20 protein-coding genes, 2 pseudogenes and 1 riboswitch are annotated in these 19,405 nt (G+C 72.8%); of the genes and pseudogenes, 16 read left to right on the top strand and 6 right to left on the bottom strand.

Features of this window, described 5'->3' with window-relative positions; translation table 11 throughout:
* The 5 genes and pseudogenes from ABZ898_RS29405 to ABZ898_RS29385 form a co-directional block, all read left to right on the top strand.
* Positions 1-314, top strand: a pseudogene (locus tag ABZ898_RS29405) (hypothetical protein); the annotation flags it as partial.
* Positions 304-741 carry a roadblock/LC7 domain-containing protein gene (locus ABZ898_RS29400; RefSeq protein WP_361665388.1) on the top strand — a complete coding sequence of 146 codons (438 nt, stop codon included), beginning with the start codon at positions 304-306 and terminating at the stop codon, positions 739-741. The pseudogene ABZ898_RS29405 and the gene ABZ898_RS29400, both read left to right, overlap by 11 nt.
* A gap of 3 nt (positions 742-744) precedes the next feature.
* Entirely contained in the window at positions 745-1,125 is a 381-nt protein-coding gene (locus ABZ898_RS29395; RefSeq protein WP_361665386.1) for a DUF742 domain-containing protein, read from the top strand.
* Between the two features lie 194 nt (positions 1,126-1,319).
* A complete protein-coding gene (locus tag ABZ898_RS29390; RefSeq protein WP_361665384.1) occupies positions 1,320-2,120 on the top strand; it encodes a carbon-nitrogen hydrolase family protein in 801 nt (266 codons plus the stop codon).
* A 53-nt stretch (positions 2,121-2,173) separates the two neighbouring features.
* On the top strand, positions 2,174-3,871 hold the full coding sequence (locus tag ABZ898_RS29385) for an NAD(P)/FAD-dependent oxidoreductase (protein ID WP_361665382.1): 1,698 nt from the start codon (positions 2,174-2,176) through the stop codon (positions 3,869-3,871).
* Between the two features lie 23 nt (positions 3,872-3,894).
* On the opposite strand, the gene ABZ898_RS29380 is transcribed toward ABZ898_RS29385, so the two are convergent.
* The 3 genes from ABZ898_RS29380 to ABZ898_RS29370 form a co-directional block, all read right to left on the bottom strand.
* On the bottom strand, positions 3,895-4,827 hold the full coding sequence (locus ABZ898_RS29380; RefSeq protein ID WP_361665380.1) for an LLM class F420-dependent oxidoreductase: 933 nt from the start codon (positions 4,825-4,827) through the stop codon (positions 3,895-3,897).
* A gap of 92 nt (positions 4,828-4,919) precedes the next feature.
* Positions 4,920-5,606 carry a DUF5995 family protein gene (locus ABZ898_RS29375; protein ID WP_361665378.1) on the bottom strand — a complete coding sequence of 229 codons (687 nt, stop codon included), beginning with the start codon at positions 5,604-5,606 and terminating at the stop codon, positions 4,920-4,922.
* A gap of 89 nt (positions 5,607-5,695) precedes the next feature.
* Entirely contained in the window at positions 5,696-7,099 is a 1,404-nt protein-coding gene (locus tag ABZ898_RS29370) for a solute carrier family 23 protein (protein WP_361665376.1), read from the bottom strand.
* 220 nt (positions 7,100-7,319) lie between these two features.
* Here ABZ898_RS29370 and ABZ898_RS29365 point away from each other — a divergent pair, with 220 nt between their 5' ends.
* A complete protein-coding gene (locus ABZ898_RS29365) occupies positions 7,320-7,778 on the top strand; it encodes a thioesterase family protein (RefSeq protein ID WP_361665374.1) in 459 nt (152 codons plus the stop codon).
* Here ABZ898_RS29365 and ABZ898_RS29360 read toward each other — a convergent pair.
* A complete protein-coding gene (locus ABZ898_RS29360; protein WP_361665372.1) occupies positions 7,738-8,949 on the bottom strand; it encodes an MFS transporter in 1,212 nt (403 codons plus the stop codon). The two genes, ABZ898_RS29365 and ABZ898_RS29360, sit on opposite strands and share 41 nt — an antisense overlap.
* Positions 8,950-9,071: 122 nt before the next feature.
* On the opposite strand from ABZ898_RS29360, the gene ABZ898_RS29355 reads away from it, so the two are divergent.
* Positions 9,072-10,313, top strand: coding sequence for an ROK family transcriptional regulator (locus tag ABZ898_RS29355; RefSeq protein ID WP_361665370.1), 1,242 nt, complete (start codon positions 9,072-9,074; stop codon positions 10,311-10,313).
* A 6-nt stretch (positions 10,314-10,319) separates the two neighbouring features.
* On the opposite strand, the gene ABZ898_RS29350 is transcribed toward ABZ898_RS29355, so the two are convergent.
* Positions 10,320-10,532: a hypothetical protein gene (locus ABZ898_RS29350; protein WP_361665368.1), complete on the bottom strand. Its 213-nt coding sequence runs from the start codon at positions 10,530-10,532 to the stop codon at positions 10,320-10,322.
* A gap of 103 nt (positions 10,533-10,635) precedes the next feature.
* A pseudogene (locus ABZ898_RS29345) lies at positions 10,636-10,830 on the bottom strand (nucleoside-diphosphate sugar epimerase); the annotation flags it as partial.
* Between the two features lie 673 nt (positions 10,831-11,503).
* Positions 11,504-11,634: riboswitch (FMN riboswitch) on the top strand.
* 159 nt (positions 11,635-11,793) lie between these two features.
* On the opposite strand from ABZ898_RS29345, the gene ABZ898_RS29340 reads away from it, so the two are divergent.
* The 9 genes from ABZ898_RS29340 to ABZ898_RS29300 all read left to right on the top strand — a co-directional run bounded on the left by ABZ898_RS29340 (position 11,794) and on the right by ABZ898_RS29300 (position 19,314).
* The gene (locus ABZ898_RS29340) at positions 11,794-12,399 is read left to right on the top strand and encodes a riboflavin synthase (protein WP_361665366.1); all 606 of its coding nucleotides are present in this window, start codon (positions 11,794-11,796) and stop codon (positions 12,397-12,399) included.
* Entirely contained in the window at positions 12,396-13,037 is a 642-nt protein-coding gene (locus ABZ898_RS29335; RefSeq protein ID WP_361665364.1) for a nicotinamide mononucleotide transporter family protein, read from the top strand. The genes ABZ898_RS29340 and ABZ898_RS29335 overlap by 4 nt, the downstream gene beginning before the upstream one ends.
* On the top strand, positions 13,034-14,356 hold the full coding sequence (locus tag ABZ898_RS29330) for a bifunctional 3,4-dihydroxy-2-butanone-4-phosphate synthase/GTP cyclohydrolase II (RefSeq protein ID WP_361665362.1): 1,323 nt from the start codon (positions 13,034-13,036) through the stop codon (positions 14,354-14,356). Before ABZ898_RS29335 ends, ABZ898_RS29330 begins: the two co-directional genes overlap by 4 nt.
* 32 nt (positions 14,357-14,388) lie before the next feature.
* Complete coding sequence (ribH, locus tag ABZ898_RS29325) at positions 14,389-14,877, top strand: 6,7-dimethyl-8-ribityllumazine synthase (RefSeq protein ID WP_361665360.1); 489 nt, start codon at positions 14,389-14,391, stop codon at positions 14,875-14,877.
* A 34-nt stretch (positions 14,878-14,911) separates the two neighbouring features.
* Positions 14,912-15,184, top strand: coding sequence for a phosphoribosyl-ATP diphosphatase (locus tag ABZ898_RS29320; protein ID WP_361665358.1), 273 nt, complete (start codon positions 14,912-14,914; stop codon positions 15,182-15,184).
* Between the two features lie 54 nt (positions 15,185-15,238).
* Positions 15,239-16,087, top strand: coding sequence for an ATP phosphoribosyltransferase (gene hisG / locus ABZ898_RS29315; RefSeq protein ID WP_361665356.1), 849 nt, complete (start codon positions 15,239-15,241; stop codon positions 16,085-16,087).
* A gap of 14 nt (positions 16,088-16,101) precedes the next feature.
* Positions 16,102-16,572: a PH domain-containing protein gene (locus ABZ898_RS29310; RefSeq protein ID WP_361665354.1), complete on the top strand. Its 471-nt coding sequence runs from the start codon at positions 16,102-16,104 to the stop codon at positions 16,570-16,572.
* A 292-nt stretch (positions 16,573-16,864) separates the two neighbouring features.
* Positions 16,865-18,199 (top strand): hemolysin family protein, encoded by a 1,335-nt coding sequence (locus ABZ898_RS29305; protein ID WP_361665352.1) that lies wholly within the window; start codon positions 16,865-16,867, stop codon positions 18,197-18,199.
* Positions 18,196-19,314 carry a hemolysin family protein gene (locus ABZ898_RS29300; RefSeq protein ID WP_361665350.1) on the top strand — a complete coding sequence of 373 codons (1,119 nt, stop codon included), beginning with the start codon at positions 18,196-18,198 and terminating at the stop codon, positions 19,312-19,314. The genes ABZ898_RS29305 and ABZ898_RS29300 overlap by 4 nt, the downstream gene beginning before the upstream one ends.
* Positions 19,315-19,405 lie beyond the last annotated feature (91 nt).

Raw genomic sequence — 19,405 nt, 5'->3', positions numbered from 1 at the left:
CGCGCGACGCGGGTCTGGTCACGGGCTTCTACCACTTCCTGTGGCCGGGCAACCTCACCGACCAGGCACCGGTCCCCCCGGGCGCCGCGCTGCCCACACGCACCCGGCAGGCGTCCCTCGCGCCGGAACTGCGCGCCGGTCCTCCCGAGGACTCCCCGCTCGGCGCCGCCGACCCCGAGGAGATGCGCGCCCTGTTCGCCGCCTTCCAGCGGGGCCTGCACGATGGCCGCAACGGCCTGCCCGCCCCGGGCGGGACCGGCACCCCCACCGACGCGCAAGCCGACGAAGGGACGGACACCGACGATGTACGGTGACGATCTGAACCCGGAGAACCCGGCCGTGCCCCCGGGCGCGCCCGGCACCGACCTGGGCTGGCTGCTCGACGACCTCGTCTCGCGCACCGAACACGTCCGCCAGGCCGTGCTCCTCACCGCCGACGGACTCCCGCTCAGCAGCTCCGACGGGATGCGCCGCCGCGACATCGAGCACCTGTCCGCCGTCTGCTCGGGCCTCCAGGGGCTCGCCGACTCCGCGGGGGAGCGGTTCGCCGCGGGCGGGGTGCGGCAGACCATGGTCATGCTGGAGGACGCCTACCTCTTCCTCACGCCCGCCGGACACGGCAGCCGTCTCGCCGTGCTCAGCGAGTCCCGCACCGACGTGGGGCAGCTCGCCCATGAAATGGCCCTGCTCGTCCGCCGCCTCGGCCGCCACCTGGACGCCGCGGCCCGCTCGGCGTCCTGACCGGTGGACGAGGACTGCTGGTACGAGGAGGACACCGGGGCGATGGTCCGCCCCTACACCGTCACCCGAGGCCGCACCCGGCCCTCGGCCCGGCACACCATCGACCTGATGTCGCGGGTCACGGCCCTGGAGCCCGGGCCGGACGGGCCCGGCGTCGACCACGCCCGGGCGGCCCTGCTCGGCCATGTCCGACGGGGGCCGCGCCCGGTGGTCGAGCTGGCGGCCGACGCCGACCTGCCCCTCACCGTCGTCCGGGTTCTCCTCGGTGACCTGGCCGAACAGGGCCTGGTCCGCATCGACGCGCCCCGCCGTCTCCCGGTCCACGGTGCCGCGGCCGACCCGGAGCTGCTGCGGGAGATCGTGCGCAGGCTGCGCGAGCTGTAGCCGTCGTCTACGCGCGTGTACCCGGGACAGGCGCAACGAATCGCCGTACGGGACCGCACCGACGCAACGAACCGCGCACCGGCGCGCAACGGGTGCTTCTTGTCCGGGTGAGCGCGCCGACCTTACCGTCTTACTGGCTCATCGATCCCCGTCGATGTCTCCCCGAACCCCCATTTTTCCGGTGAGGACCACGCATGCGCACCGCCCTGCTCCAGAGCTCCGGCCGCCCCGGCTCCGTCGCCGAGAACCTCAAGGTCCTCGACGAGGCCGCGGGCCGCGCCGCCGAGGCGGGCGCCGGGCTGCTGGCCGCACCGGAGATGTTCCTCACCGGGTACGCGATCGGCGGGGAGATCCCCCACCTCGCCGAGCCCGCCGACGGCGACTCGGCCGACGCGGTCGCCGACATCGCCGCCCGGCACGGCCTGGCCATCGCCTACGGCTACCCCGAGCGCGACGGCGGCACGGTGTACAACTCCGCCCAGATCATCTCCGCCGAGGGCGGCCGGCTCGCCAACTACCGCAAGACCCACCTCTTCGGCTGCTTCGAGCGCGACCACTTCACGCCGGGCGAGCGGCAGGTCGTCCAGACCGAGCTGAACGGCCTCACCGTGGGCCTGCTGATCTGCTACGACGTCGAGTTCCCGGAGAACGTCCGCGCCCACGCGCTGGCCGGCACCGACCTGCTGATCGTGCCGACCGCGCAGATGCACCCGTACCAGTTCGTGCCGGAGTCGATGATCCCGGTGCGCGCCTTCGAGAACCAGATGTACGTGGCCTACGTCAACCGGGTCGGGCAGGAGGGGGAGTTCGAGTTCGTCGGGCTGTCCACGCTGGCCGGTCCCGACGGCGTGGCCCGCGTCCGCGCCGGGCGCGCCGGGGCCCAGCTGGTGTTCGCCGACGCCGACCCCGCCTTCCTGGCCGCCTCCCGCGACGCCAACCCGTACCTGGCCGACCGCCGCCCCGGCCTCTACGGGTCCCTCGGCCCGGCCCGCTGAACCCTTCCCCCCTCAGTTCCTCGCAGTACTTCCGCGCAAGGAGTCCGTACCCCATGACGTCCACGGTGCCCAACGCCGTCGAGCACGCCGACGAGCAGCAGCCGCCGATCACCATGTTCGGCCCGGACTTCCCCTACGCCTACGACGACTTCCTCGCCCACCCGGCGGGCCTCGGCCAGATACCGGCGACCGAGCACGGCACCGAGGTCGCCGTCATCGGCGGCGGCCTTTCCGGCATCGTGGCCGCCTACGAGCTGATGAAGATGGGCCTCAAGCCCGTCGTCTACGAGGCCGACCAGCTCGGCGGCCGGCTGCGCACCGTCGGGTTCGAGGGCTGCGACGAGTCGCTGACCGCCGAGATGGGCGCGATGCGCTTCCCGCCGTCCTCCACGGCGCTCCAGCACTACATCGACCTCGTCGGCCTGCACACCCGGCCGTTCCCCAACCCGCTGGCCGAGGGCACCCCGTCGACCGTCGTGGACCTCAAGGGCGAGTCGCACTACGCCGAGACGGTCGAGGACCTGCCCCAGGTCTACCGGGACGTCGCCGCCGCGTGGAACAAGTGCCTGGAGGAGGGCGCCGACTTCTCCGACATGAACCGCGCCATGCGCGAGCGTGACGTGCCGCGCATCCGCGAGATCTGGGCGAAGCTGGTCGAGAAGCTCGACAACCAGACCTTCTACGGCTTCCTCTGCGACTCCGAGGCGTTCAAGTCCTTCCGGCACCGCGAGATCTTCGGCCAGGTCGGCTTCGGCACCGGCGGCTGGGACACCGACTTCCCCAACTCCATTCTGGAGATCCTCCGCGTCGTCTACACCGAGGCCGACGACCACCACCGGGGCATCGTCGGCGGCTCCCAGCAGCTCCCGCTGCGGATGTGGGAGCGCGAGCCCGAGAAGATCGTGCACTGGCCCTACGGCACCTCGCTGGCCTCGCTGCACGTGAACGGCGAGCCCCGCCCGGCCGTGACCCGGCTGAACCGCACCTCGGGCAACCGGATCACGGTCACCGACGCGAACGGCGACATCCGGACCTACGAGGCGGCCGTCTTCACCGCCCAGTCCTGGATGCTGCTCTCCAAGATCGCCTGCGACGACTCGCTCTTCCCGATCGACCACTGGACGGCGATCGAGCGGACCCACTACATGGAGTCCAGCAAGCTGTTCGTGCCCGTCGACCGGCCGTTCTGGCTGGACAAGGACGAGGCGACGGGCCGTGACGTCATGTCGATGACGCTCACCGACCGCATGACCCGCGGCACCTACCTGCTGGACGAGGGCCCGGACAAGCCGGCCGTCATCTGCCTCTCCTACACCTGGTGCGACGACAGCCTGAAGTGGCTGCCGCTGTCCGCGAACGAGCGGATGGAGGTCATGCTGAAGTCGCTCGGCGAGATCTACCCGAAGGTCGACATCCGGAAGCACATCATCGGCAACCCGGTGACCGTCTCCTGGGAGAACGAGCCCTACTTCATGGGCGCGTTCAAGGCCAACCTGCCCGGCCACTACCGCTACCAGCGCCGCCTGTTCACGCACTTCATGCAGGACCGGCTGCCCGAGGACAAGCGGGGTGTCTTCCTCGCCGGTGACGACATCTCCTGGACGGCCGGCTGGGCCGAGGGCGCGGTCCAGACCGCGCTGAACGCGGTCTGGGGCGTCATGCGGCACTTCGGCGGCGAGACCGACCCGACCAACCCGGGCCCGGGCGACGTCTACGACGAGATCGCGCCCGTCGAGCTGCCCGAGGACTGAGCGGGAGCGGCGGCGGCCGGGACTCAGATCCCGGCCGCCCGCGCCTTCTCGTAGAGCTCGGCGGCGGTCTCCTTCAGCTCGGCCGCGTCCCGCGCCTCGCTCTGGACGTCGAGGAGGATCTCCGCGTCCGGAACGATGCCGGTGTGCGCCGCGATGTCGGCCACGATCTGGTCCGCGTCGCCCTCGAACGCCGGGCGGTCGGCGTCGGTGCGGGGCTTGTCCGACACGCGCGCGTTCACCCTGATCACGGTGCGGACCGGCTCCGTGCGGCCCTGTTCCTCGGCCAGCTCGCGCAGATCGCGCCACTGGGTGGCGAGCTGCTCGGGACCGTAGGCGCCCGGCAGCCAGCCGTCCGCATGCTCCACCAGCCGCCGCATCGCCCGGCGGTTGGTCGCCGCCAGCAGGACCGGGACCGGCCGCACCGGTTTCGGGCCGACGATCGCGGAGGCGATGTCGGTGGTCTTGCCGTGATGTACGACCGGATCGGGACCCCACACCGCCCGGCACACCGCGAGCACCTCGTCCAGCGCCGCACCCCGCTCCTCGAAGGGCCGCACGCCGGACGCCGCGTACTCGTCGAGGGACCAGCCGGTGCCGAAGCCCGCGACGACCCGGCCGCCGCTCGCCACGTCCAGCGTCGCCAGCGTCCTGGCGAGCTGGAACGGCAGGTGCAGCGGGGCCACCAGCACGCTGGAGCCCAGCTCGGCCCGCGAGGTCGCGGACGCGGCCAGGGTGAGGGTGACCAGCGGGTCGGCCACGCCCCGGTACCACTCCGGCCAGGGCATGCCCGGTATGCCGTACAGACCCTGGGTGGCGGGGTCCGGGACCAGGGCCCGCTCGAAGACCCACAGGCTGTCGTAGCCGATCTCCTCGGCCGCGCGCGCCACGTCGGGCACGTCCCTGCCGATGTCGTACTGGCGCATCTGGGGAAGGCCGAGGCCGAGCCTGGTCGTCATACCGGTGCTCCTTCGCGTCGGGATGTCCCTTCAACGCGCGGCCCTCGCCCGACTGTTCCGGGAGTCACCGGAAGGGGTGAGTTCCGGCCGGATCAGTCGCGGAGCGGGGTGAGGAGCATCCGGCCCGCGAGCCCGACCGCGGCGTCCAGCCGGGCGGCGAACTCCTCGGCCACGTCCCCGCAGCGGCGCAGCGCCCACAGGACGCGGGCCGCCGACCAGGTGGCGTCACGGGCCCGCTCCAGGCTCCAGGAGCCCAGCAGGTGCGTGATGGGGTCGGCGATCTGGAGCAGGTCGGGGCCGGGCATCAGATCCTCCCGGATGCGCTCCTCCAGCGCCGTGAGCAGCTCGCCCACCCGGTCGAACTCGTCCTCCAGGTCGGCCGGTTCGCAGCCCAGCGCCCGGCAGGTGTCCACCACCGCCAGCGCCAGGTCGTGCCCGATGTGGGCGTTGATGCCGGCCAGTGCGAACTGCAGCGGGGTGACGCCGGGATGGCGGCGGAGCTGGAACAGCGGGCGCCAGCAGGCGGGCGGCCGGCGGTCCTCGGCGACCGCGTCCACGGCCTCCAGATAGCGCTCGGCGAACCGCACGTCCAGGGCGGCCGCCGCGCACGGGTCGGTGAACTCGCCGGCGTCCAGCCGCCGGTCCACCTCCTCGGTGACGCTGAGGTAGACCCGGTTGAACACGGCCACCCCGTCCCGCCGGGGCAGCTCCGCGCCGAGCGCGCGCATCCGGGACAGGACGGCGTCGACGGGGGTGGTGGGGTATCGCGGCAGCGCCATGGGGGAAGGGTGGCAGCCGCGCGCCGGGCGGCGGGCCGACCGGCCCGGCGCTTCGCCAAAACGAGCGAACGCCGGGCCGGACCGTGCCGTTACGGCTTCTCGGGCCGCGCGGTGTGCTCGTCCGACTCGTCGTACTTCGACGTGCCCTCGTCCAGCAACGGCTCCTGCGTCTTCAGGTGCGCCGGGGCGAACGCGCGCAGCGCGTGGTAGCCGGTGATGACCACCAGGGTGCCCAGCGCGATGCCGCTCAGGGAGAAGGTGTCGGTGAACTTCATGGTGACGTTGCCGACGCCGATGATGATGCCGGCGGCCGCCGGGACCAGGTTCAGCGGATTGCGCAGGTCCACCTTGCCGTGCAGCCAGATCTGGGCGCCGAGCAGGCCGATCATGCCGTACAGGATGACGGTGATGCCGCCGAGGACGCCGCCGGGGATCGCGGCGACCACCGCGCCGAACTTCGGGCAGACGCCGAAGAGCAGGGCGAAGCAGGCGGCGGCCCAGTAGGCGGCGGTGGAGTACACGCGGGTCGCGGCCATGACGCCGATGTTCTCGGAGTACGTGGTGTTCGGCGGGCCGCCGACCGCGGTGGAGAGCACGGAGGCGACGCCGTCCGCCGAGATCGCGGTGCCGAGCTTGTCGTCGAGCGAGTCGCCCGTCATCTCGCCGACCGCCTTGACGTGGCCCGCGTTCTCCGCGACCAGGGCGATCACGACCGGCAGCGCGACCAGGATCGCCGACCACTGGAAGGACGGCCCGTGGAAGGTGGGCAGCCCGATCCAGTCCGCCTGGGAGACGCCGGACAGGTCCAGGCGCCAGTGGTCGGTGACCTTGCCGCTCGCGTCCGTCGAGTGGATCTTGCCGAGGGTCAGGTCGAAGATCCAGGAGATGAGGTAACCGAAGACCAGGCCCAGGAAGATGGCGATGCGCGACCAGAAACCGCGCAGGCAGACCACGGCCAGACCGGTGAACAGCATCACCAGCAGCGCCGTCCACTGGTCCTGCGGCCAGTACGTCGTGGCGGTCACCGGGGCGAGGTTGAAGCCGATCAGCATGACCACGGCGCCCGTGACGATCGGCGGCATCGCTGCGTGGATGATCCGCGCGCCGAACCGCTGCACGGCGAGACCCACCAGGAACAGCACCACACCGACGACGAGGATCGCGCCGGTCACCGTCGCGCTGCTGCCGCCGTCCGCGCGGATCACGGCGGCCACGCCCACGAAGGACAGCGAGCAGCCCAGGTAGCTGGGGACCCGGCCGCGCGTGGCGAGCAGGAAGATCACCGTCGCCACACCCGACATCATGATCGCCAGGTTGGGGTCCAGGCCCATGAGCACGGGGGCGACGAAGGAGGCGCCGAACATCGCCACGACGTGCTGGGCGCCCAGGCCCACCGTGCGCGGCCAGGTCAGCCGTTCGTCGGGGCGTACCACCGCTCCGGGTGCGGGTGACTTTCCATCACCGTGCAGCTTCCAGCGCACGCCGAGGTCCATGGTGGGGTTTCGCTTTCTCTGTACTGAAGAGGGTCCGCACCATTGTCAGGGGTACGGAGGCGCGCTTCGCGTCCGCGGTGCCCTTCGCGCGCCGGGAACGCGTGTCCGGGCACCCCGGCCTGACCAGGGGAGTTACCCGGAAGGGCTCCTGAGCGGTCGCTTAGTATGTTCGGGTCCGGGGGCGTTCCCCGCCCCGTCCGCCCGCCGCAGGAGCCCCGCCGTGACCGCCGAAGCCCCGACCGTTCCCGCCGTGCCGTACGGCCAACTGGTCCCCGTCGCCGTGCACTTCGACGACCTGGACGCGCTCGGACTCCTGCACAACGCCCGCTACCCGCTGCTCGTCGAGCGCGCCTGGACCGAGCTGTGGAACGGTCACGGCGTCCGCTTCGACGGCGACTGGACGGCCGCCGGGGACGCCTGCAACGCGGTCCGCGAACTCGTCATCGGCTATGAGACGCCCGTCACCCGCCCCGGCGCCTACGCCGTCCACCTCTGGCTGGAGCGGCTCGGTACCACGGGCCTGACCTACGGCTTCCGCCTCTGCTCGGCCGACGGCGCCACGACCTACGCGCGCGGCACCCGCGTCCTGGTCCGGCTGGACGCGGGCACACTGCGGCCCGCGCCCTGGAGCGAGGGGTTCAGGCAGGTGGGCCGGGAACTGCTGCGGGCCGCCGGCTGACCTCGCCGCCACCGCGCTCGGCGGTGCGCAGCACACCCGCGAACCCCGCGAGCGCGCAGGCCAGCAAGGTCACCACGGCGAACGACACGGTCAGGCTGGTCGCCTGCGCCACCCCGCCGATCAGGCTCGGCGCGATCAGCCCCGAGGTGTAGGTGATCGTGGCCACGCCCGCGATGGCCTGGCTCGGGTTGGGCCCCGAGTGCCCCGCCGCCGCGAAGCACAGCGGGACCACCACCGCGATGCCGAGGCCCATCAGCGCGAAGCCGGTCATGGCCAGCGGCGGCCGGTCCGCGAGGACCACCAGCAGGCCGCCCGCCCCGGCGAGCAGACCGCCCGTACGGACCGTGCGCACCGCGCCGAAGCGGTTCACCACCGCGTCCCCGGCGATCCGGGCGACGGCCATGGTCAGCATGAACCCGGTCGTGGTGGCCGCGGCCAGGCCCGGCGAGCCGTCCAGCCGGTCCTTCAGGAACACCGCCGACCAGTCCAGGCTCGCCCCCTCCGCGAACACCGCGCAGAAGCCGACCGCGCCGATCAGCAGGGCGGAGCGGGGCGGCAGCGCGAACCTGGGCGGCGGCTCCTCGTCCTCGGCGGGCTGCACGTCCAGCACCCAGGCGCAGGCCAGCTGCCCCAGCACGGTGAGCACGCCCGCGGCCAGGACGTGATGGAGCCGGGCGTCGGAGCCGAGATGCGCGGCGAGCGTGCCCGCCGCCGATCCGATCAGCGCACCCGTGCTCCACATGCCGTGCAGGCCCGACATGATCGACCTGCCGAGCAGCCGCTCGATCTCCACGCCGAGCGCGTTCATCACCACGTCCGCCATGCCGGAGGCGGCGCCGTAGGCGAACATCCCCAGGCACAGCGTGAGCAGGTTCGGCGCCAGCGAGGGCAGCACCAGGGAGAGGGTCCACAGCGCGAGCAGCCCGCGCAGGGCCGTACGGCTGCCGAAGCGGTGACTGATCCGGCCCGCCAGCGGCATCGCGACGGAGGCGCCGAGCGCGGTGAAGGCGAGCGCGAACCCGAGCCGGCCCGCGCTCAGCCCGGCATGCTCCTGGATCCAGGGCACGCGGGTGGCGAAGGAGCCCGTCACGGCGCCGTGCACGGCGAACACCGCGGCCACGGCGTACCGGGCGCGCTTGACCTCGCCGGCCGGCCGGCTCGCATCACCCATGTCCACGTCCCTCCCCGGGTCGGTCCCCGCCGCACCTGCTCCACGGCACCGCGCAAACTATCAGGGACCCTGCCTGATAGATAGAGTGCGTCCGGCGGCCCGCCTCTGGGAGGATTCCCGTCATGCCCGCATCACCGAGCACCGCACGGGCCATCAACGACCGGCTCGCCCTGCGGCTGCTGCAGCAGGAGGGCCCGCTGACGGCCGGACAGCTCAAACAGCTCACCGGACTGTCCCGGCCCACCGTGAGCGACCTCGTCGAGCGCCTCTCCGTCTCCGGCCACATCCGGGTCGTGGGGGAGTCGGGCGAGCAGCGCCGCGGCCCCAACGCCCGGCTGTACGGCATCGCCGCCGACCGCGCCCACCTGGCCGCCCTCGACGTCCGCACCGGGGGCGTCCTCGTGCTCGTCTCCGACCTGGTCGGGCGGGTGCTGGCCGAGGTGGCGGTGCCCATCGACGCCGGGAGCGGCACCGGCTCCGCCGTCGAGCAGGCGGTCGCCGCCGTGGAGGAGGCGGCGCGGAAGGCGGGGCCGGACGCCTGGGCTGGGCTGCACACCGTGGGCATCGGCGCGCCCGGTCTGGTCGACCCGGCCACCGGTGACCTGCGTGACTCCAGCGGGCTGCCCGCCTGGCACCGCAGCCTGGTCGCCGCGCTCCAGCGGCGACTTCCGAAGGCGCGGGTCACCGTCGAGAACGAGACCAACCTCGCGGCCCTCGCCGAACAGCGCGAGGGCGCCGCGCGCGACCGGGACACCTTCGTCCTGCTGTGGCTGGGACACGGCGTCGGCGCCGCCGTCGTCCTCGACGGCCGCCTGCGCCGGGGCGCCTCCGGCGGCACGGGCGAGATCGGCTTCCTGCCGGTCCCCGGCACCGGCTCGCTGCCCTCGGCCACCGACTGCGACGGCGGCTTCCACGCCCTGGCGGGGGCCGCCGCGATCGGCGCGCTCGCCCGCGAACACGGCCTGCCGGCCGGGGAGCCGCTGGACGGGCCGGAAGCGGCGCGGGTGGTCGCGGCGGCGGTCGAGGCGGTGGAGTCGGGGTCGGTCCTGGACGGAGAGCCCGGCCGTGGGGCCGCCGGGACAGGCACCACGGCCGCCGGCCGCTTCCTCGACGCCCTCGCCGACCGTCTCGCCATCGGCGCGGCCGCCGTCACCGCGGTTCTCGACCCCGGCTGCGTGGTGCTCGGCGGCGAGGTCGGCCAGGCCGGGGGAGAGGTGCTCGCGGCGCGGGTCGGCGCCCGGCTGCGGAGGATGTCCCCGCTGGCCACCGAGGTCAGGGCCGGCACCCTCGGGGGTGCGGCGGTGCTGCGGGGGGCCCTGCTGACGGCGCGCGACCGGGCGCAGGACGAGCTGTTCGCGTCGTAGCGCGGCTCAGTCGCGGTCCCTCAGGGCGCTCACGCCGTCGACGTCGTTGAAGCGGTGCAGGGTGTGGGCCCGGCGCCGGGCGTCCCGCAGCCCCCGTGTGGCCGCCGCCTCGATCCGCCGGGCCTCGGGGCCTGAGGGCGACCGGCGCCGGTCGCGGCGGACCAGTACCGTGACCGACCAGGCCAGGACCAGCACCACGCCGAGCAGAGCGAGCACCACGCGGACCACCCCCTCCGCGCCACCGTAGCCCTGCCGCAGCCCCGGCCGGAGTGCCGCTTCCGGCACTCTCCGGCCCCGCCGTGTTTCCGGCCTCCGGCAGCCCTCAGCCGAACCGGCGCGCCAGGTACTCCTCGAACGTCCCCTTGCCCACGGCCAGTTCCGGTGCCAGGTGCCCGCCCGCCCGGAAGGCCCGGTAGGTCCGCCCGGCCAGGGGGAGTTCGAGCAGCCGGCGCCGCCTGCCCGTGGCGTCGAGGTAGGCGCGGGCCAGGGAGGGCACGGAACGCAGCTCGGGGCCGCCCGCCCGCAACCGCTGTACGACCGGCCGTTCCAGGGCCTGTCCGGCGGATCACGGCGCGGACGCGGGGTCTGGCACGCCCTCCCCCGAGCTCTGCGAGCAGGGGGGACCCCCAGCGGCGTTGTCGTCACTCTCCCCCAAGCTCTCGACTTCGCTCGAGCAGGGGGGACCCCCACCGCTCCGCGTCGACTCCCTCCTCCGCCTTGCAGCTGCACGCACCAGACCCCGCTCACCTGGGTCGACGGGCACCGTTTCTTACCCGCGCCCTGATCCGCCGGACAGGCCCTAGCGTGCCCGTGCCGCCCGTCACCAGGATCGTGGTCATGCCGTCCGCCTTCCCCGAAGGTCCTGGGCGGCCCGTCCGGCACGCCCGTGACCTTGTGACGGACGCGCCTTGGGGAAATGTGACATGCCCGCGCGGCGCCGGCCCCGGGCTGGTGGGAACCCGGCGGCGGGCAAGGGCCGTCGTCACCACCGCCGGGTCCGGTCGCACCATAAGAGGACTAGACCACTACGGTCAACAGGTACGGACCAAGCTCAATTGCCTTGTTATGCAGGGCTGTTGTTCCGGGCGGCGGTCCAGCCCTTCACTCGGACGGCTCTGCTGTGAGGCAGCCCACACCGGTCACCTGTATGGCCGACGGGCGGGCGTGGCAGACTTGCCATGTACCAGAAGCAGCGCACTCCGGGGTCGGTGAAAGTCCGAACCGGCGGTTACAGTCCGCGACCCGGTCGCTTCCAGCGGCCGGTTGACCAGGTGAAATTCCTGGACCGACGGTTAAAGTCCGGATGGGAGGCAGTGCGCGGCGGGCGGGCATCACCATGCGCGCCGCCGTATCCGGTCCCGTCCGTGTCAGGACGGGTCCCCTTCGGCGTCGTACCCGGTGCGCCCCACCCGTCCATGCCCGTCGCTCCGTCGACCGGCGCCCCGGAGTCCGTGCCCGAAGAGGCAGGAGGACCGGGGACGTGTTCACCGGAATCGTGGAAGAGCTGGGCGAGGTCACCGCCGTCGAGAACCTCGGCGACGCCTCCCGTTTCCGGCTCCGTGGCCCCGTCGTCACCGAAGGCGCGCGGCACGGGGACTCCATCGCCGTCAACGGCGTCTGTCTCACCGTGGTCGACCACGAGGGCGACGAGTTCACCGCCGACGTGATGGCCGAGACCCTGAAGCGCTCCAGCCTCGGCGCGCTCGCCGTAGGCTCCCGCGTCAACCTCGAACGTCCCACCGCCGTCGGAGCCCGCCTCGGCGGCCACATCGTGCAGGGTCACGTCGACGGCACCGGCGAGGTGCTGGCCCGTACCCCGTCCGAGCACTGGGAGATCGTGAAGATCTCGCTGCCCGCCCACCTCTCCCGCTACGTCGTGGAGAAGGGCTCCATCACCATCGACGGCATCAGCCTCACCGTGGTCGAGGCGGGCCCCGACTTCCTCACCGTCAGCCTCATCCCCACCACCCTCGCCCTGACCACGCTCGGCCACAAGCAGCCCGGCGACCCGGTCAACCTCGAGGTGGACGTCATCGCCAAGTACGTCGAGCGGCTGCTCGGCGCCGGACAGGAGGCAGGCGCGTGAACTCGCTCAACACCGAGGCGTTCACCCTGCTCGGCCAGCACATCCTCTGGTCGGACATGATCGGCAACCTCTTCGGCCTGGCCGCCCTCGCGCTCGGCTGGCGCCGCTCCCTCATGACCTGGCCGGTCCAGCTCCTCTCCGGCCTGATCCTCTTCGCCGCCTTCTACGGCCACCTGGCCGGCAGCGCGGGCAAGCAGGTCGTCGTCATGGCCGTCGCCGTCTACGGCTTCTGGCAGTGGAGCCGCAGCCGCGGCAAGGCCGCCGACGGCCACATCACCCCCCGCTTCGCCACCTGGCGCGAGCGCGCCGTCATGATCGCGGCGGCCGCCGCCGGCACCGTCGCCGTCGCGCTGCTCTTCACCGCGTACCCGTCTCTGTCCTGGGACCCCTGGCCCGACGCCTACATCTTCGTCGGCACCATCGTCGCCATGTACGCCCAGGCCAAGGGCATGGTCGAGTTCTGGTTCGCCTGGCTGCTCGTCGACGTCGTCGGCGTCCCCCTCAACTTCGCCAACGGCTACGCCTTCTCCGGCTTCGTCTACGTGATCTACGGCGCGCTCGTCCTGTGGGGCATGCGCGACTGGTGGCTGCGCTCCCGCGAGGACGCGCGGCCCGTCCTGGAAGGAACGCCCGCATGACCTCGGCACCCCCGCTGCACCCCACCGACAGCATCGAAGACTTCCGGCTCGACCCCGTCGAGCAGGCGATCGCCGACATCGCCGCGGGCCGCCCCGTCGTCGTCGTGGACGACGAGGACCGCGAGAACGAGGGCGACCTCGTCATCGCCGCCGAGAAGGTCACCCCCGAGATCGTCGCCTTCATGATGAGCGAGTGCCGGGGCCTGATCTGCGCCCCCATGGAGGGCGCCGAACTCGACCGGCTGAACCTGCCGCAGATGGTCGAGGACAACACCGAGTCGATGAAGACCGCCTTCACCGTCTCCGTGGACGCCTCCCCGGCGCACGGCGTGACCACCGGTATCTCCGCCACCGACCGCGCCACCACCCTGAAGCTGCTGGCGTCCGGCACCGCCGGGCCCACCGACCTGGTGCGCCCCGGCCACATCTTCCCGCTGCGCGCCCGCGAGGGCGGCGTCCTCGTCCGCGACGGCCACACCGAGGCCGCCGTCGACCTCGCCCGCCTCGCCGGGCTCCGGCCCGCCGGAGCCATCGTGGAGATCGCCGGCGAGGACGGCCGGATGCTGCGGCTGCCCGAGCTGATCCCGTTCGCCCGCAAGCACGGCCTGACGATCATCTCCATCGCCGACCTCGTCAGCCACCTGCGCGTCCCCGCGCCCGCCGCCGAGCGCGAGCAGGCCGTCACCGCCGCCGCGCCCACCGTCCGCCGCGAGGCCGAGACCAGCCTGCCCACCCGGCACGGCACCTTCACCGCCTACGGCTACCGGGCCCCCGACGGCGTCGAACACGTCGCCCTCGTCCACGGCGACCTCGGCGACGGCACCGGCGTGCTCGCCCGCGTCCACTCCGAATGCCTCACCGGCGACGTCTTCGCCTCCCTGCGCTGCGACTGCGGCCCCCAGCTCGACGCCGCCCTCGCCCGCATCCACGCCGAGGGCCGGGGCGTCGTCGTCTACCTGCGCGGCCACGAGGGACGCGGCATCGGCCTGCTGTCCAAGCTGCGCGCCTACGAACTCCAGGAGCGCGGCCGGGACACCCTGGACGCCAACCTGGAGCTCGGCCTGCCCGCCGACGCCCGCGACTACGCGGCCGGCGCCCAGATCCTCGCCGACCTCGGCGTCCACGACGTCCGCCTGATGACCAACAACCCCGACAAGACCGACGCGCTCACCCGGCACGGCATCCAGGTCACCGGCCGCGAGCCGATGCCGGTCCACGCCGACGAGCACAACGTCCGGTACCTGCGCACCAAGCGCGACCGGATGGGCCATGACCTGCCCTGGCTGGACACCCCCGTGTCCACCTGCGGCAACCAGTAAGCGATACCGAGCGAACAGCGCGAAGGAGCAACGTGAGCGGCAAGGGTGCACCGGAGATCTCCGTACGCAGCAACGTCAGCGACCTCAGGGTCGCCGTCATCGCGGCGCAGTGGCACGACAAGGTGATGGACGGTCTGGTCGACGGCGCCCTGCGCGCCCTGCACGACCTCGGGATCGACGAGCCGACCCTGATCAGGGTCCCCGGCAGCTTCGAACTCCCCGTCGCCGCCAAGGCCATGGCGGACCGCGGCTACCACGCCGTCGTCGCCCTCGGCGTCGTCATCCGCGGCGGCACCCCGCACTTCGAGTACGTGTGCCAGGGCGTCACCCAGGGCCTCACCCAGGTCTCGGTGGACACCGGCGTCCCCGTCGGCTTCGGCGTCCTGACCTGTGACACCGAGGAGCAGGCCCTGGACCGGGCCGGCATCGAGGGCTCCAGCGAGGACAAGGGCCACGAGGCGGTCACCGCGGCCGTGGCCACGGCGGCCACCCTGCGTTCGGTGTCCGAACCCTGGCACTGAGACACCGCCCGGACCGCGTAGGGTGAGGACCACCATGTCCAATAAGACGTTCGAGGAGCTCTTCTCCGAGCTCCAGCACAAGGCAGCCACCGGCGACCCCGCCACCTCCCGCACCGCCGAACTGGTGGGCAAGGGCGTCCATGCCATCGGCAAGAAGGTCGTCGAGGAGGCCGCCGAGGTCTGGATGGCCGCCGAGTACGAGGGCAAGGATGCCGCTGCCGAGGAGATCTCGCAGCTGCTCTACCACGTTCAGGTGATGATGGTCGCCCGCGGCATCTCGCTGGACGACGTCTACGCCCATCTGTGATCCGTCACACCGCACCCCCCCGCACCACCCCGTCACACGAAGGAAGCCGACCTCATGCTGCGCATCGCCGTCCCCAACAAGGGTTCCCTGTCCGGACCTGCGGGGGAGATGCTGCATGAGGCCGGCTACCGGCAGCGGCGGGAGTCCAAGGAACTGCGGACCGTGGACCCGGTCAACGAGGTCGAGTTCTTCTACCTCCGCCCCCGGGACATCGCCATCTACGTCTCCTCCGGACAGCTCGACATCGGCATCACCGGCCGTGACCTGCTGATCGACTCCGGCGCCGGCGCCGAGGAGATCCTCCCGCTCGGGTTCGCCCGCTCCACCTTCCACTTCGCCGCCCGGCCCGGCACCTTCGCCGGCACGGCCGACCTCAAGGGCCGCACGGTCGCCACCTCCTACGAGGGCATCGTCGCCCGCCACCTGGCGGACAACGCCATCGACGCCTCCGTGGTCCACCTCGACGGCGCCGTGGAGACGGCCGTCGAGCTGGGCGTGGCGGAGATCATCGCCGACGTCGTGGAGACCGGCACCTCCCTGCGCAACGCGGGTCTTGAGGTCTTCGGCGAGCCCATCATGAAGTCCGAGGCCGTCGTGATCCGCCGCACCGGCGCGGAGACCGAGGAGCCGAAGGTCCAGCAGTTCCTGCGCCGCCTCCAGGGCGTCCTGGTCGCGCGGACCTACGTGATGATGGACTACGACTGCCGCGTGGAGCAGCTGGAGAAGGCCGTCGCGCTCACGCCGGGCCTGGAGTCCCCGACCGTCTCCCCGCTGCACAACGAGGGCTGGGTCGCCGTCCGCGCCATGGTCCCCGCCAAGGAGGCCCAGCGGATCATGGACGACCTGTACGCCATCGGCGCCCGGGCCATCCTGACCACGGCCATCCACGCCTGCCGTCTCTGAGGAACCGCGAGCCCGTGTCCGAGCCTGCCCAGCCCCCCGCCCCGCCCGCCCTCCCGGTCACCTTCCGGCCGGGAAGCACCCGGGTGATCCTGCTCACCGCCGGTGTGGCGATCTTCCTGGTCGTGACCGTCATCGCCCTGCTGCTGGACATGGGCCCGGGGGAGCGGCTCACCTTCGTCCTCACCGGTGCCCTGATGGCCTGGGTGCTGGCGAGGCTGGCCCGCGTGAAGGTCGTCGCCGACGACTCGGGCGTCACCGTCGTCAACATCGCGGGCAGCCGCCGCCTGGCCTGGGCCGAGATCGTCCGGGTCAACCTGCGTCCGGGCGACCCCTGGGTGTTCCTCGACCTCAGCGACGGCACCAGCCTGGCCGCGCTCGGCATCCAGCCCGGCGTCGCCAAGCAGCGCGCCATCGCCGACGCGCGGAGCCTGCGCACTCTGGTGGAGCAGCAGGCGCCGCGCGATCCGGAATTCCCCCGGGCCTGAGGCCCGGACGGGCCCGGCGCGGGCTCTCAAGGCCCCCGGGGTTCCGGCTCAGGGGCCATTCAGGGGCGGCCACCCTTGCCGCACCTGCCCAGGTCTTGACTAATCTGTTGGCGGAGGCGTTTTCCCGACGCCTCCGCCTCCGTCGTGCCGAGCCCGGCGCGCGGAGGTTTTCCCTGCTATCCGAGGAGTGACCCTCTCCGGCGATGGACGGATCGTCCTGTAGTACCTGCGCCGCCCCCTGCCGACATACCGCGGACCACCCGGCCCGCGTGCACGCGGAGGCGGCGGCATCATGAGCACCCCCCTGCTGCTCCTCGGAGCGGCCTTCCTGCTGATCCTGGCCAACGGATTCTTCGTGGCCGCCGAGTTCGGCCTCGTCACCGTCGAGCGCCAGGACGCCGAGCAGGCCGCGGCCGCCGGCGACAAGCGCGCCCGTACGGTCGTGGAGTCGCTGAAGGAACTCTCCTTCCAGCTCTCCGGCACCCAGCTCGGCATCACCATCACCTCGCTCGTCGTCGGCATGCTGGCCGAACCCGCCCTGGCGGACCTGCTCGGCGGACCGGTCGGCGCCCTCGGCGTCCCCGAGGGCGCCGTCTCCGGCGTCGCCGTGGTCATCGGCATGCTGCTGGCCTCCGCGATCCAGATGGTGGTCGGTGAACTGGTCCCCAAGAACTGGGCGGTCTCCAAGCCGCTCCAGGTCGCGCGGTTCGTCGCGGGCCCCCAGCACCTGTTCTCGCGGCTGTTCCGGCCGGTGATCGCCGTGCTCAACACGGTCGCCAACCGGCTGGTGCGCGCCCTCGGCGTCGAGCCGGCCGACGAACTGGCCTCCGCCCGCACCCCGGGCGAGCTGGTCTCCCTGGCCCGGCACTCCGCCCGGGCCGGGGCCCTGGAGCAGGACACGGCCGACCTGTTCGTCCGCACCCTGTCCCTGGGCGACCTGACCGCCCAGCACGTCATGACCCCGCGCGTGAAGGTGAGCGCGCTGCAGGACTCGGCCACCGCCGAGGACGTCGTCAACCTCACCCGTGCCACCGGCCTGTCCCGCTTCCCCGTCTACCGGGAGAAGATCGACGAGATCGTCGGCATGGTCCACCTCAAGGACGCCCTGGCGGTCCCGGCGCACGCGCGCCTGCGCACCCCGGTCGCCCGCATCGCCGGCAAGGCGCTGCTGGTCCCGGAGACCCTGCCGGTGCGGCCCCTGCTGACCCGGCTGCGCAGCGAGCAGCCCATCGCGGTCGTCGTCGACGAGTACGGCGGCACCGCGGGCGTGGTCACGCTGGAGGACATCGTCGAGGAACTGGTCGGCGAGGTCCGCGACGAGCACGACCGCCAGGGCGCGCCCGAAGTGGCACCCGCCCCGCCCGAGGACGGCCGTCCCGCCTGGGACGTGGACGGCGGCTGCCGCGTCGACGTCCTCACCCGTATCGGTCTGGACGCCCCCGAGGGCCCCTACGAGACCGTCGCCGGCCTCGTGGCCGACCTGCTCGGCCGCATCCCGGCCCCCGGCGACCGAGCCGAACTGCCCGGCTGGCGGCTGTCCGTGCGCCAGGTCCGCCACTACCGCGCCGAGCGGGTCCGCCTGGTCCGGACGGCGCCCGCCGCCCAGCCGACGGAGGCCGTCCGATGAGCGTCGTCCAACTCCTCTTCGCCGCGCTGCTCGTCCTCGCCAACGGATTCTTCGTCGGCGCCGAGTTCGCGCTCGTCTCCGTCCGGCGCAGCCAGATCGAGCCGCTGGGCACCGCGCGCGCCCGCCAGGTGCTGCACGGCCTGGAGCGGCTGCCGCAGATGATGGCGGCGGCCCAGTTCGGCATCACCGTCTGCTCACTGACCCTGGGCGCGGTGGCCGAGCCGACCGTGGCCCACCTGCTGGAGCCGCTGTTCGAAGCGGCTCACCTGCCCGAGGGCATGATCCACCCGCTGGGCTATGTGATCGCGCTGGCCGCGGTGATCTTCTTCCACCTGGTCATCGGTGAGATGGTGCCGAAGAACCTGGCCATGGCCGCGCCCGAGAAGGCCGCGCTGTGGCTGGCGCCCGGCCTGGTGTACTTCGCCCGGATCTGCAAGCCGGTCACCGTGGCCCTCGGCGCCTGCGCCCAGGGCGTCCTGCGGCTCTTCCGCGTCGAACCCAAGGACGAGGTGGAGGCCGTCGTCACCAGCGAGCAGCTCAACCGCCTGCTGGAGGACTCCGGCCAGGCCGGGCTGCTCGACCCGGAGGCGCAGGAGCGGCTGGAGGACGCGCTGGAGCTGGGCTCCCGCCCGGTCACCGACGTCCTGCTGCGGCGCGAGACCCTGGTGACGGTGCCCCCGTCGGTGACGCCGGGGGAGATCGTCGAGCTGACGGCGCGCACCGGCTACTCCCGCTTCCCGGTGGCCGCCGGCACGGGCGCCTTCATGGGGTACGTCCACGTCAAGGACGTCCTCGACCTGGAGGACTCCGACCGGGCCGTGCCGCAGCACGTCTGGCGTCCGATGGCCACGCTCCGCGCGGAACTCCCGCTGGACGACGCGCTGACCGTCATGCGCCGGGCCGCCACCCACCTGGCGCAGGTGGCCGACGCCTCCGGCCGGGTGCTCGGCCTGGTCGCGCTGGAGGACGCGCTGGAGCTGCTGGTGGGCGAGGTCCACGACCCGGCCCACCCGGAGACCCCGGAGCCCGCGCCGAGGACGGAACCGGTGGCGGTACGCCCGGCACCGGCCCGGCCGCGCAAGAGCGGCGAACCGGAACAGGCGCTCGCCACCTAGGGCCTTTCTTCCGGATCAGGCCGGCTCGGATCGACGGTGCCTTCGGGCCGACCCGAGCGGGGTCTGGTGCGTGCGGCTGCAAGGCGGAGGA

The sequence above is a fragment of the Streptomyces sp. NPDC046860 genome (genome assembly GCF_040645115.1).
GTDB lineage: Bacteria > Actinomycetota > Actinomycetes > Streptomycetales > Streptomycetaceae > Streptomyces.
This window is presented reverse-complemented; position numbering and strand designations above follow the sequence as displayed.